Source organism: Lysobacter niastensis, assembly GCF_031457115.1.
In the GTDB taxonomy this organism is placed as follows: domain Bacteria; phylum Pseudomonadota; class Gammaproteobacteria; order Xanthomonadales; family Xanthomonadaceae; genus Lysobacter_J; species Lysobacter_J niastensis_A.
Genome location: NZ_JAVDVY010000001.1, coordinates 397,760 through 410,770, shown reverse-complemented (window position 1 = coordinate 410,770; position 13,011 = coordinate 397,760). Strand labels below are relative to the sequence as shown.

Annotated in this window: 14 protein-coding genes and 1 pseudogene; 4 read left to right on the top strand and 11 right to left on the bottom strand. The window is 64.0% G+C overall.

Annotation, left to right across the window (positions count from 1 at the left end):
- Positions 1 to 9: 9 nt before the first annotated feature.
- On the top strand, positions 10 to 462 hold the full coding sequence (locus tag J2X06_RS01995; RefSeq protein ID WP_310057594.1) for an Ohr family peroxiredoxin: 453 nt from the start codon (positions 10 to 12) through the stop codon (positions 460 to 462).
- 20 nt (positions 463 to 482) lie between these two features.
- Here J2X06_RS01995 and J2X06_RS01990 read toward each other — a convergent pair whose 3' ends face one another.
- The gene (locus J2X06_RS01990) at positions 483 to 1,001 is read right to left on the bottom strand and encodes a DUF2938 domain-containing protein (RefSeq protein ID WP_310057591.1); all 519 of its coding nucleotides are present in this window, start codon (positions 999 to 1,001) and stop codon (positions 483 to 485) included.
- 307 nt (positions 1,002 to 1,308) lie between these two features.
- Positions 1,309 to 1,671, bottom strand: a pseudogene (locus J2X06_RS01985) (class I SAM-dependent methyltransferase); the annotation flags it as partial.
- Between J2X06_RS01985 and J2X06_RS17980 the strand changes: the two are divergent.
- The 3 genes from J2X06_RS17980 (at position 1,559) to J2X06_RS01970 (ending at position 4,539) form a co-directional block, all read left to right on the top strand.
- Positions 1,559 to 2,410, top strand: coding sequence for a helix-turn-helix domain-containing protein (locus J2X06_RS17980; RefSeq protein WP_345784500.1), 852 nt, complete (start codon positions 1,559 to 1,561; stop codon positions 2,408 to 2,410). The pseudogene J2X06_RS01985 and the gene J2X06_RS17980 overlap by 113 nt on opposite strands.
- Before the next feature lie 87 nt (positions 2,411 to 2,497).
- Positions 2,498 to 3,742, top strand: coding sequence for an MFS transporter (locus J2X06_RS01975; protein ID WP_310057586.1), 1,245 nt, complete (start codon positions 2,498 to 2,500; stop codon positions 3,740 to 3,742).
- Positions 3,743 to 3,867: 125 nt separating this feature from the next.
- Complete coding sequence (locus tag J2X06_RS01970) at positions 3,868 to 4,539, top strand: hypothetical protein (RefSeq protein ID WP_310057584.1); 672 nt, start codon at positions 3,868 to 3,870, stop codon at positions 4,537 to 4,539.
- Between the two features lie 109 nt (positions 4,540 to 4,648).
- Here the strand turns inward: J2X06_RS01970 and J2X06_RS01965 are convergent, their stop codons facing one another.
- The 9 genes from J2X06_RS01965 to J2X06_RS01925 all read right to left on the bottom strand — a co-directional run bounded on the left by J2X06_RS01965 (position 4,649) and on the right by J2X06_RS01925 (position 12,714).
- Entirely contained in the window at positions 4,649 to 5,077 is a 429-nt protein-coding gene (locus J2X06_RS01965) for a hypothetical protein (RefSeq protein WP_310057581.1), read from the bottom strand.
- A gap of 29 nt (positions 5,078 to 5,106) precedes the next feature.
- Complete coding sequence (locus tag J2X06_RS01960) at positions 5,107 to 6,105, bottom strand: HupE/UreJ family protein (RefSeq protein ID WP_310057579.1); 999 nt, start codon at positions 6,103 to 6,105, stop codon at positions 5,107 to 5,109.
- Positions 6,102 to 6,941, bottom strand: coding sequence for a peptidylprolyl isomerase (locus J2X06_RS01955; RefSeq protein ID WP_310057576.1), 840 nt, complete (start codon positions 6,939 to 6,941; stop codon positions 6,102 to 6,104). The genes J2X06_RS01960 and J2X06_RS01955 overlap by 4 nt, the downstream gene beginning before the upstream one ends.
- Before the next feature lie 206 nt (positions 6,942 to 7,147).
- A complete protein-coding gene (locus tag J2X06_RS01950; protein ID WP_310057573.1) occupies positions 7,148 to 9,118 on the bottom strand; it encodes a DUF3604 domain-containing protein in 1,971 nt (656 codons plus the stop codon).
- A gap of 61 nt (positions 9,119 to 9,179) precedes the next feature.
- A complete protein-coding gene (locus J2X06_RS01945) occupies positions 9,180 to 10,028 on the bottom strand; it encodes a hypothetical protein (protein ID WP_310057570.1) in 849 nt (282 codons plus the stop codon).
- A 431-nt stretch (positions 10,029 to 10,459) separates the two neighbouring features.
- Positions 10,460 to 10,690 (bottom strand): hypothetical protein, encoded by a 231-nt coding sequence (locus J2X06_RS01940; RefSeq protein WP_310057567.1) that lies wholly within the window; start codon positions 10,688 to 10,690, stop codon positions 10,460 to 10,462.
- 135 nt (positions 10,691 to 10,825) lie between these two features.
- Positions 10,826 to 11,062, bottom strand: coding sequence for a dihydrofolate reductase family protein (locus J2X06_RS01935; protein WP_310057564.1), 237 nt, complete (start codon positions 11,060 to 11,062; stop codon positions 10,826 to 10,828).
- Positions 11,063 to 11,139: 77 nt separating this feature from the next.
- Entirely contained in the window at positions 11,140 to 11,625 is a 486-nt protein-coding gene (locus tag J2X06_RS01930) for a VOC family protein (RefSeq protein ID WP_310057563.1), read from the bottom strand.
- 111 nt (positions 11,626 to 11,736) lie between these two features.
- Positions 11,737 to 12,714: a histone deacetylase family protein gene (locus tag J2X06_RS01925; protein ID WP_310057561.1), complete on the bottom strand. Its 978-nt coding sequence runs from the start codon at positions 12,712 to 12,714 to the stop codon at positions 11,737 to 11,739.
- Between the last annotated feature and the right edge of the window lie 297 nt (positions 12,715 to 13,011).

Genomic DNA, 13,011 nt, shown 5'->3' with positions numbered 1-13,011 from the left:
GATTCCGCCATGTCCAAGATCGAGAAAGTCCTGTTCACCGGCAAGACTCACACCAGTGCCACCCCTCGCGACGCGGCTGCGCGCGGTGGCCATGGCCGCCTCGACATCAAGACGTCGGCGTCCGGTCAAGGCACGAGCCAGGAACAGGTGTTCGCGGCCGCCCTGCCCCATCCGACCGCGGAGCAGTTGTTCGCAGGCGCATGGTCGGCCTGCTACAGCAGCGCGATCGCAGTGGCTGCGCAGGAAAAGAAGCTGACACTCCCGTCCGATCTGGCCGTTGAGGTCGACGTGGATGTGGGCCAGACCGGCAACGACTATTTCATCCAGGCTCGATTCAACGTCATCGCGCCGGGGATGGACCGCGAAGTGGCGGAGTCGCTCGCGCACAGGGCCCACGAGATCTGCCCGTACTCGAAGGCCACCAAGGGCAACATCGACGTGGCCGCCAAAGTCACTGTCTGACTTGGACGTCGCAAGCGGGCCTATCCAGCCAGGGCGACGGGATGCGCCAGCAGACTCGTCATCCATGCGCTGGCATACAGTCCAAGACCGAAGATCGCGTGCGTCATCAGGCTGTGCAGGCGGGCCATCGCCGGACGTGCTGTCCGGCTCCCGGCCACGCCAGCGCCCAATGCCGGCTGCAGCAGAAAGAAAGGTGCGACGACACTGCCGACGCCGACGGCCATCGCCGGACCGATCGTGGGCTGCTCGATCCAGGCCGGTCCCGCAAAGGCCACCAGCACCACCGCGAACACGATCCCCGTGAGGTAGTGGGCAATCCAACCGACCGGGCGTTCGCCTGCCACAGGCTGCGTCGATGCGATCGGGTCGTGCCGCCATCGTCCGCGCGACAGGTAGAGAAGCCAGCGTCCGACGAGTGCGTAGTCCAGCGCAGGGACCTTGAACATATGGCGACGTACCACGGTCCAGACGTCCATCAGCACGGTGGCACCCGTGCCGATGCTGGCTGCGTGCGCCAGCAGGGGGATCGCTTCGCTCATGGATCCACCACCCGTCCTTCCGCCGACGTTGCCCGCGCCTGGATTTGCCAGCACGCCGCGTTGAATCGCACCTGCCCGCCGTGCACGTAGGGTTCGAATGCGGCACGCACCGCCTCGATGACCTGGGCCGCATGTCTGGATCTGCATCCGCCAGAGTGCGTCCCACTGGACCCAGACGACTGGCGTAGAACTCAATCTGGCTGGCCGGGAACGTGCACCCGACATCCAGCGGCTGGATATCGATGTCCTTCCAGCCGCTGTCTCCCAGGATGTCCGCCATACGGCGCCGGTCGGCGAATGCGAACTGCCCCGGTGCATTCGCTTCCCGCTGCTCCAGACCGGGCAGAAAGGGTGCGGCAGCTCGCTCGGCTGCGGTCATGAACGGATTCTCCGAGGCGCTGCGCCATACGATCAGGAACAACCCGGCGTCATCGGCGGCGGCGTGGCGCAGATTGGCGAAGGCTCTCCCGGGATCGGCGAAGAACATCGTCCCGAATCGCGAAACAACGGTCCGGAACGACGCGGGTTCGAACGCGTGATCCTGGGCATCGGCCAGGATGAAGCGCGCCATCGAGCCAGCTATCGAGGCGCGAGTCCGGGCGACTGCGATCATCGGCGCGGAAATGTCGATGCCGGTGCACGAGACGGCAGCCCCCAGTCGGCGGGCCATCGACAGCGTCGTACTCCCTGTGCCGCAGCCGACGTCGAGGACCGGGCCACCGCGAACCGCCACCGCGTCCACAAGCAGGCGCTCGAAGGGCTCGAACATGCCATCCAGCAGTTCCTGCGCCTCGACCCAGGCACGGCCGGCCATTCCATTCCAGAGTTCCGCCTGTTCATCGCGGCGGTGTTGCGTAAGCTTCATGGGGCGCTCCCGATGTGAGTTCGGATCGCACGTTGCCACTTCAATTCGACTTGAGGTCAAGAGGGTGAAGGAACTCGACATAGGCGAGGTCGCGCGGCAGTCGGGCGTGCCGGCATCCGCGCTGCGCTTCTACGAAGAAAAGGGCCTGATCGCCTCCATCGGCCGGCGCGGCCAACGGCGCGTATTCGCGGACGATGTCCTGCAGAGGCTGGCACTGGTCGCGCTTGGGCGTGCCGCGGGGTTCTCCCTCGACGAGATCATGCTGATGCTGGCGCCGGACGGACAGGTCCACATCGACCGCCAGCGCCTGGCGGTCAAGGCACACGAGCTCGACCACACGATCCGGAAGCTGAGTGCCATCAGGGACGGTCTGCTCCATGCGTCGGCGTGCAAGGCCCCGAGCCACCTGGACTGCCCGAAGTTCCAGCGGATCCTGCACGCCGCGGCTGCAGAAGCAAAGGGCACGCGAAGGAAGCGTTACCGGCGACCCGCAAACGCAGGTGTTGGCCATCGGCCAGAAGCAAACGCCGCTGACAAAGGGTAAGAATGTGGAACCTGTCCTTCGAACGCCCCGCCAGATCATATGACGTACGCCGGGGAGGCCACCTCCCATCCAATCTCGCGCGGTTCAATGGTGATCGCCGCGTTCTCCACCATTGTGGAGTGGTATGACTTCACGTTGTATCTGTATCTCACCACGGTGTTGTCCCGCGTTTTCTTTGGCGGCGGGGAAGCGTCGCTCCTGATCACGTTGGGGGGCTTTGCAGTTGCGTATCTGATGAGGCCTCTTGGAGCCCTGTTTTTTGGGCACGTGGGGGATCGATACGGCCGACGCAAAACCTTGCTTCTCTCCGTCGCGGTCATGACCGCCGTCATCCTGGCGACGGCACTGCTGCCGACCCGCGCAGAAATCGGACCGGCGGCTGGATGGATCCTCATTGCCCTGCGATGCGTAATGGGCTTTGCGGTTGGGGGCGAGTACACGGGCGTTGTTGCGTATCTGCTCGAAGGCGCACGCCCCGAACGGTGCGGGCTTGTTACGTCTCTGGCGGCTGCGGCAAGCGAAGTGGGCGCCTTGATGGCCGTAGGCGTCTCCGCCATCACCGTGAACAGCCTCAGCGCAGACGCTCTGGACACGTGGGGATGGCGAGTGCCGTTCTTCGTCGGCGCGGCATTGGCGTCCAGTGTCTGGATCGCGCGATCGGTCATGCAGGAGTCGCCCGACTTCGAACGCCAGTTGGCGGCGCGTACGGTGCCAAGAAATCCGCTGCGGCATGCACTGCGCCACCATCGCAGGGGCATCGTTCGAGGCTTCGCGATCTCGGCTCTCGGATCGATCACCTACTACATCGGCATTACCTACATCCCCACCTTCCTCACCTCGACCGGTTCCTTCGGCGAAGGTGAGGCGCTCGGCTTGTCCACCTGGGCAGCCGTCGCGGTCATTCTGGTGACACCATTTACCGGACTGCTGTCGGACCACCTGGGACGCCGCCCTGTGCTTGTGTTTCTGACCCTAGGCAGCGCGGCGCTGCCAATCGCGCTGTTCGCCGTGATGGCTCATGGGCCCCGGCTTACCGCATTGGTGGGCGCGTTGGCGCTCGCATGCGTTGCAGGGGCCGTCAGTGCGGTTGGCGCGGTGGCTACGGCAGAGCAGTTTCCCGGCGAGGGCCGCCTGTGCGGGCTGGCCCTGGGCGCGACCGTCGCGACCGCGGTGTTCGGAGGCTTCACACCATTTCTCGCCCAGCTCCTGATCCAGGCGACGGGATGGCCGGCGGCTCCTGGCGCCATGATCGCGATCGTTGCACTTGCAGTGCTCCCGGTCTTCCTGCGCTTGCCGGAGACTGCGCCGGGCAAAGCCCCGCTGTTGCTCTAGGGCCGGAAGGCTTGACCGCCTGCTGTGTCGTCGCTTCGCGCGAAGCGCCACAAGAGGGCACTGTCTTGACCTTGTCACGACGTTGGCATCGTATCCTCCAGATGCTCAGCGCGAGGAGACGAGCAATGGATTCGCTCCGTAGTCGAATCGCATACCGGCCCCCCATCATTCGACGCGGGATGGGAAGGCAGCTGGCTTGCCTCTTCCTGTCGGCGATGTTGTCGATGCCAGGTAGCGCGCAGGCCCAGCAGTGGCAGACCGTCAGCGACAAGAATGGCATCCGGGCGGAGAGCCGGCGCATTCCTGGCGAGCGTTACGACGAACTTCGCATCAGCACGTCTCTGAAGGTGTCGCCGGAAGCGATCGCGGACTACCTGTTCGGAAAATTTCTCGATGAGAATAACAAGAACGTCAGTCGCACCTTCATCCAGCGAGGTCGAGAACTGACCATTTGGTCGGACGTCCTCAGCACGCCGGTGATCAGCGATCGCTGTTACTCCATGCGCTTCGAGCGACAGAACTTCGCCAATGGCGAGATACGGGTGAAGTTCGTATCCCTTGACTATGTCGGAAGGAAACCGACGCCAGACTGCATCGCACTACGCTCTCGCGGCGAATGGATCATGACTCCGACGCACGTCGGGACACGATTGATCTATATATCGCTGACAGATATCGGCGGCAACGTACCGACTTTTTTGGCGAAACGTTCGCTTTCGTCGGCGGCGATCCTGAGTATCCGCAAGGTGGTCGCGGGCGCATCTGGCCTGGCCCTGCCCCAGGGAATCCGCGACTGAGCGTCACCCAATGCGCAATGCCCGCTTCGAGCCGAAAGCGGCCGTTCGTCCGGGCCTCGCGATATCAACTTGAAGGTCCGCTTCCGGCCACAAACGGTCATTGGTCGACTTATGTTGGTCGCCTGGGGCGAACTAAGGATTCATGGAGCCAGGCCGCCCCCCCCTCGGACCGAATTGACGCCGTGCACCAGATAGCGAAAGCGACGTGGACGACGACGACGGGCCACAGCAGTAGCCCGTGAACGCCCCGGTACAAGGCCCCATGAGTCAGCAGTAACGCCACGATGGCGTTGTACAGGAGCAGCGCCACCAGCAATCCCTTTGGCGAACCCGCCCGACGGCCTGCGCTTTCGAAGCAGCATGCCAGCCCAATCGACACCAACGCAGCTCCTGCTACCCGTCCCACCAGTGCCGATACGGTCGAACCCAGCCCTTCGCCCAGCAACAGCTGTGACAAGAATGACGGGACGACCAGCAGCCCCAAGCCGGTCCCGAGTTCCGCAGCCGCGGCAGCAATCAGCAAGGCTTTGGTTTTCATGTGCGACACCTCAGGCCGCGGAAGAAAGATCATCCCCAAAACGTCATGACCCGTTGCAGCATCCAGAACGCCGCGATGCCGCCGATCGCGTACGGCGCGACCCAAGACGACCAGCGTGGCGGAGAGAGCGGCAACCGGCGCAGCAGCGCGATTGCCGCGAGGAGGATTCCGACGAACAGCAGCTGTCCGATCTCGACGCCAACGTTGAAGCACAACAACGCCATCGGGATCGCATTCTCGGGAAGACCGACCGCGGCCAGCGCCCCAGCGAAACCGAAGCCGTGCAGCAGGCCGAAGCAGAAGGCCACCAGCCACGGTGCGCGCGCGGTCAGCCCCGCCCTACCCTGCAGGCCATGCACGATTTCGACCGCAACGAACACGATGCTCAGCGCGATGATCGCTTCGACCGGCGGCGACGGAACGTGCACCCAACCTAGAGTGGCCGCAACCAGCGTCAGGCTGTGCGCCACAGTGAATGCGGTGACCGTCGCGACGATGCGCCGTCCGCCTCGAACGATCAGCAGCAGCGCGGTCACGAACAGGAGGTGATCGACGCCACCCAGGATGTGTTCCACGCCGTACGCCATGTAGGTGCGCGCCACCTCGACCCCGCTTCGTGTACGCGGGATTTCCATCCATGCAGCCGAGGGGCGGACCAGGGTCGTCGATTGGCCGCCGTCGGCCAGTTGCACGCGCACCAGCACGTCGGTGATGGTGGCTTGCAGCCCGACGAAGTCGATGCGCTTGCCGGCCAGGCCGCCGGGTGATTCGACGAGGCGGCGTTCCACCCGCGAATCGGACAGCTCGCGTATCGAAGGCTTCGTGATGTCGCGTACGTCGTCCGGAAGCGCGAGCAGGACAGGAAGGCGCATGCCCGCGTTGATCGGTGTCCGCCACAGCACGCCGTAGCGTCCTGGCGCGACCTCGTTGATCTCCAGATAGGCAGGCCGGGATTCATGCGCCTGCGCGACCAGCGCGCAGGCGAGCAGCCCCAGCCACAGTCCCAGTCGGAGCAAGGCCCTGGTCATTGGACGCTCGTTCCAGGCAACACGACTTCGTACTTCGCCTTGATCGCGGCGAAGGTCGTGCGCCGGGATTCGGCGCGTCGCTCGTCGATCCACGCAGCCTTGACCTGCTCGCGATCGACCTCTTCGAACGTCGGCACGCTTCCGGGGCTCATCTCATCGATCCGGACAAGGTGCCAGCCCAGTCCCGATTCGACCGGTCCCTGCCATGCACCGGGCTGCAGCTTGAACAGCGACTGCGCGAACCTCGTCCCGAACAACCCCGCTACCTGGTCAGGGGTTCGATCGGGGTAATAGTCGCGATCGAAGAACCGGTCGCCCACTTTGGTGTCGGCACCCAAGGCCGTGGATTTACCCGAGAGCGTGGCGAGTGCCATTCGGGCATCGTCGGCCGCGTGCGCACCGCGCTTGTCCGGCGAGAAATAGACGTGGCGGAACGTGACGCGCCCGGGCGTCGCGAACTGTGCCGAGTGCCCTGCGAACCATGCTTGGAGTTCGTGGGGCGTGGGGTCGCGAATGGCGGAGGTGTCCTCGGTCAGGAACTCCAGCTTCTGTGCCAGGCGACGTTTGATGATCGTGTCGTCCTGATCCAGCCCCAGCGTGAGCGCTTCGCGATACAGGATTTCCTCGCGGACCTTGGCCTCGACCAACCCCTGCATCTCGGCCTGGGTCGGATGCCGTTGCCACTTTGCCATCCAGGCCAGATCGATCTGGCGCAGGTCGTCCTGGGTCAGCTCGATACGGGAACCTGGAGACTGCGGTCGCGGTGGCGAAACAACGTGGTAGAGGGCGAGCAACGCCAGGCCGATGCCGAGGAAGTGCAGGAACGGATCCCGCATCCACCGCCTTGCAGGCAATGATCGTGCGCGCTCATCGATAGTGACTGTGGTCATGACGGCAATCTGCCAGGTCTGTCCCCGTGATCGGCCGCGCAGCGGATCGTCGCCGCGCAGCCACACTCCAGTGGCACCGACCAAATGGCCGTGCCCCCCTGCACCCCTAAACCAAACTTCGCTCAGCTGCTCTGATCACACATCCATCGGCGTTACCGGATCGATGCGACGGCCTTCGCCGTGGTGGTCCCGTGGTCGGCCGTAGTCGCGGCCGGCGAGTACCAGATCGGCGTCGTCCACGCCCGCTCCTGGACCGTCGGCGACACCCGGGTCGGTGGCGCCACGCCCAGCTTCTTCGCATCGTAGGTCGACCAGCGCGGTGTCGGGATCTGCAGCACGCGCACGTAATAGAAGGCATGCAGCGCCGGATCGAACTCGGGATCGCGCCACACCTTCTTCAACTCGACCGCGCCGACCGTATTGGTGTAGCTCGCGTTCTTGATATCCACCGTGCTCTTCACGGCCGGGACCTTGCCCGTCTTCGGATCCGGTTTGCGGCCATCGGACCACGCCACGTCGTACACGTGTTCGAAGATCTTTCCGCCCTTGGTCCAGCCCTTGATGATCTGGATGCGGTCGAGGTTGGCGTCGTCGGGGTCCTTCATCGCCCAGACGATGAACGTCGGGGCTTCGCCCTTCTTCGGCGGCAGGTCGCCTCCCATCGGAACGCCTTCGCGGTATCCCGTCCTGACCCAGTTCGGGTTGTCCAACGCCCGCTCATTGAAGCCCCAGCCTCCGAACAACCGCACCTTGATGCGTACGCCACTGGTGCCGTAGGTTTCCTTGCGCCGCATCGCATCGAAGATGGACTCACGCGTATTTTCTTCCGCCCACACCCCGGCCAGGCCGGAGGTGCTGAGCTTCAGCACTTCCATGCCGGCCTCGATCTTGCCCGCCAGGCGCGCCTTCGGCGTCGCGTCCAGGGTCGCATGTCCGCCGTGGAAGTCCGATTGCACGTACGACGTCACGGTGTTGTGAGAATCGCCCGCGCCGACGACGCCGAACTTGTACGGGTTGTAGCCCTTTGCCACCTGCATCGCCATGCCATTGGCCCAGGCTTCGCGGAAATAGCTGCCATGGAGCTTGGAAGTGCTGTTATCCACGCCAATCAGGAAGCTCATGATCTCGTAGTTGGCGAACTCGTCGTTGGGCGACAGTTGCGGGTTGGTCTCCGACGTGCCCTTGAGCTGGTGGATCTCCGACAACGGTTCGTTGTCCAGGCGCTGCTGCGCCCAGGCGGCATCGATGGGACGTCCCTTGTTGTCCACATCGAGCGGAAACATGATGCCGTCGCTGAGGTTGGCGTTGTGGGAGATCGCCAGCAACTCGTTGCCCGCCTTGCGCTGGCCGTCCATCCAGGTCCACAGGTCTTCCGGGTGCAGCGAATCGATCGCGGTGAACGGTGCCTTCGGCACCTTCTTGCTGTCGCGGAAAAAGACGTTGCGATGCATGTTGCGGAAGTTCGGCGCCGAGGTCCATTCGTAGGAAACGAACGTGGTGAACCGGCCCGGCTTGTAGTACTTGTCGGCGATCTTGATGTTGTTCTGCCAGACCGAGGCCACCACGTCGGGCTGGAGCAATTCCTTGATCGGCTCGTTCTTCGCGATGCTGCCGGCCAGGTACTTGAACACCGTCATCACGTCTTCCGGCTTGTTGACCTTGAGCTTGGCGGCGATCGGCAGCTTGCTGATCGGCGAGGTCGGATCGTTCGCCAGCCGCATCATGCCGACGTATTCGGAATGGTCGGTCACGCCCTGGAAGTCCAGCGGCCGCGCCAGCTTCACGTCGTAGCCGCCGGGATGCTTGATCGGATCGCCCATGGCGTACTGGTACGCCTCTTCCGGTCCGGTGGTCATGTTGCCGATCACATAGGCGTCCAGGGACCAGCTGGTATGGACATGCGTCTGGCCGAAGAACACCTCGCGATCGGGATCGCTCTCCGGCATCTCCGTTGTCGCCTGGGGTGCGGCGGCGGCTTGATCTTCGGGTGTGCCCGTGGCGGCGCTCGCCACGCTGGGGGTCGCGGCGGTCGCGCCATCGCTTGCCGGTGCAAGCTCGATGGCCAGCAGGAATCCGCCGGCGGCCATGGCGAGGGCTGTGATGGTGCCGATTTTGGCTTTCATGTCAATTGCTCCAGCGCTGAAGCTCTGCGTGATCGACACGCGCTCGACGAATCAGCCCGGCTCAGAAGACGAAGCCGAAACCGGCCATGGGTCCACTCAAGGTGATGTCGACATTGTTGTCGTCTTCTTCTATGTCGATGGACAGGTACCGGTAGCCAAACAGCCATTCACCGTACTTCACCCGATACGAGCCGACGACGCTGACATTCCAGGTGCCGTCCGTGTCACCAGTGGAGCCGTCCCCGCGCAGCGCCAGGCGCCAGCGATCACCCAGCGGCCAGATATAGCGGACGCCAAGCATGAAATCGCTGTAGGAATCGTCGAGATGGAAACGTCGCGGTTCGAACAGCGGATTCACCGGGTCGAAATCGGTGGTCAGCTCGACGTCGATGTAGCGCAGACCGGCAAACACCTCCACGCCCTCGTAGCGCCCCGTACCCGGGCTCCATACACCCGCCAGTTCGAACAGCGTCGAATCGAGGTTGGAGTGCGTGTCCACGCGCTGGAAGCTATGGCTGTCGTCCAGGCCAATGTAGGTGAGGTCCGAGAACAGGCCGAACTTTTCGTTCTGGCCTTCGAAATGCCCCTCGAAGGCACCATCGACCTTGTCGATGACGTCGGAGAAATTGACACCGCCATCGCCAATGGCCGTGCGCGTGTTCAGGTCGGTGCCAACGCTAGCTGCCCACACGTAGGGCGCCGCAATCCACACCCAGTCATCGGGCTGCTCTGCATGCAAAGCGGGCGATATCAGGCACAGCGCCGCAGCGCCGAACAACCCTTGTCGCAAAGTCATATTCATCGCTGAACCTCCGAGACGGGCCGGACATTGGCGGCGCATTCCCGCCACTTCTGTCCGGTAATTTTCGTCGGCAATGCTTGAACGCAGGTCACCGATTCCTGCGGCCACGCAAAGGTGCGGACGGCCATTCAAGACGCGACCGCGGATGTAATCCTTGAACGTGCGCTCGGGACCGCAATCTCCGCCGGGCGCAGTGGTCCAACGCGCTTTGTCACCGTCCAGGCGGCCCCGCTGATGGGAGCCATGCGCAGGTGGGCGATTGGCTGCAAGGGTGTCGGAGGGAGTGTGAACGCACCTGCGCGAACTGGTGATTATCGTCCCACCGATGGCCTTCGGCGTGATTATGTGGAGGTTAATCCGCCCACCCGGTCGCCAGCAGCGCAGGTTTCGGACGAGCGGTAGATGCCTGATGCACGTTGCACGTCCAAGGGAGGAATGCGCATTACAGGTTGTGCCAGTTCGCGCCGTGCGGCCTGACGTGAGCATGGCCAATTCACACTGGCGCATCGCTTCGGGAACTATCCTTTTTTGAGGTCCTATCAATGTGAATTCGCAGTGAGAACCACTCCATGGTTCGCATGAAACGTGCCTGCGCAATTGCCGCTGCCGCACCGCATGTCGAACTCGTTGACGTCGCCGGCCTCCGGGACCGACTGGTAGCTGATGGCATTGAGGAAGATCGGGATCATCAACAGCAACACCGCCTCCAGCGCCGCCCACGATGTGTGCTCCTTGAGCTGCCACAGGGCGAACCAGGTGACGACGTGCACTACGAACAGGATGGGTTTCCGGCACTGTCCGAATGACCGCTTTGGGTCGGAAGCGGCCGCTCGTCCAGTCCTCGCGATCTCAGCTTGAAGGACCACTTCCGGCCAGGAGCGGACATTCGCCAAACGCGTTGATCGTTACTCGCCTTCGTCGAACGCTCCCGTACGCACCTTGCCGCTGCGCGCGTAGCGGGTGATCAGCACACCACCAGGCGTGCTGATCGAGCGCTCCAGAATGAAGGCCGACGCTTGTGCGTTGTCGCCAAACAGGCGCTTGCCACGCCCAAGCACGAGGGGAAACGTCATGAGCCGAAGCTCGTCCACTAAGCCGGCAGCGAGCAGCTGGCGCACGATTTCGCCGCTGCCTTGCGTCAACAGGTGAGCGCATAAGTCGGCGGCAATGCCTAGCCTGACTGCCGAAGAGATGGACCCGAGGTCCGGTTATGCACAGCTCAGGACTTGACGTCCTCGACCGCTCGATCGAGCGCGGCTATGTCGATCTTCCTCATCTCCATCATGGCCTGGAATGCGCGCGCTGCCGTTTCACCCCCTTGCGACAGCAACTCCATCAGGCGTCTGGGAGTGATCTGCCAGGACAGGCCGAAGCGATCCTTGCACCAACCACACTCGCTCTCCTCGCCGCCGCTGTGCGTGATGGCTTTCCAGTAGCGGTCGGTTTCTGCCTGATCGTCCGTCGCGACCTGGAAGCTGACCGCCTCGTTGAACTTGAACTCCGGTCCTCCGTTCAGCAGCAGGAACGGCGTTCCAAGGATGGTCATTTCAACGGTCAGGACGTCGCCCTTCTTGCCGGATGGATAATCCCCTGGCGCGCGCATGACGGCGCCCACGCGACTATCCGGAAAGGTGTCAGCGTAGAAACGCGACGCCTCTTCGGCATTTCCGTCGAACCAAAGACACGGCTGGATCTTGGCGATCATGGTTGGCCTCCTGGGTGTCGAAAAGTGACCGTACCTTGGGCCGCTTGAGAGCGGAGTGAATCCCGGTCTCGGTCTTTTTGCGAGCCGGCCGCGACGGCCTTTGCTTCCGGATCAGGCGAACGCCGCAAGCACGCTGGCCACGTTGTCACCGATCTCGGCCACGGCGTAGCCGCCTTCCTGCACCAATACCGTCGGCAGTTCGAGCGCGGCGATGTGTGCTCCGAGCCGCGTGAAATCCGCCGCACCGAGGCGGAACTGGCTGATCGGGTCGCCCTCGAAGATGTCCACGCCGAGCGAGACAACCAGTGCCTGCGGCGCATAGTCGACAACGTGTCCGAGCGCAGTCTCGAGCGCTGCCGCGTACCCGGCCCAGTCGGTGCCGCGCGGCAACGGGAAGTTGTGGTTGTAGCCCTCGCCCGCCCCGGCGCCGCGCTCGTCCGCGTGGCCGAGGAAGAACGGGTACTCGGTGTTCGGGTCGCCGTGGATCGACACGAACAGCACGTCGTCGCGATCCCAGAAAATCTCCTGAGTGCCATTGCCGTGGTGATAATCCACGTCCAGCACCGCGATCCTGGCCATGCCGGCGTCGCGCAGGCGCTGCGCTGCCAGCGCCGCGTTGTTGAGGAAGCAGTAGCCGCCTAACATGCCGCGCCCGGCATGATGGCCCGGCGGCCGACACAGGGCGTAAGTGCTGCGCTCGCCCGCGGCGACCAGGTCCGCGGCGGTCAATGCGCAGTGCGCCGCTGCCCGTGCCGCCTGCCAGGTGCCTGCGACTATCGGGCTACCGGCATCGAAGGCGTAATAACCCAGGCGCGCGTGCAATCCGGTGGGCACCCGGTCACGACGCAGGCCACGCGCCGGGAACGCTCCCGGCAACATGAAGCCATCGCGGCCCTCCGCGCGCCAGGCGTCGTACGCCCCGCGAAGGAATGCCAGGTAGTCCGCATCGTGCACGCTCGTGAACACCGCGTCGTCGTATTCGCGCGGCGCTTCCACCGCCCAGCCCGCCCGCGCGATCGCCGCCAGGATGTGGTCGACCCGTGCGGGCATCTCGTAGCACGGCACCAGCTCGCCGCGGTGCAGTTCCATGCCGCCGTCGTGGAGGGCATGAAGAGGGGAATGGATGAGCTTCATGGAGGTTCATCATAGGCGGGCGCAGCCTGGAGCGCAGAGAGATGACAACGCGAAGATCACCCGCTCACGCGGGCTAACGGCACCCCGCCGCAGAGTGCGTTCGCTCAAACCCACTTGCGTTCGGACCGCCTACGGAGCTGCCATGAACCGCCATGTCGCCTTCGTCCTGATCCTTGCCGCCGGCCTGTTTGTCGGCTGCAGCCGCCCCTCACCGCAGGACGGGGGCTGACAAAGCTGCGAAACAATCGGCCG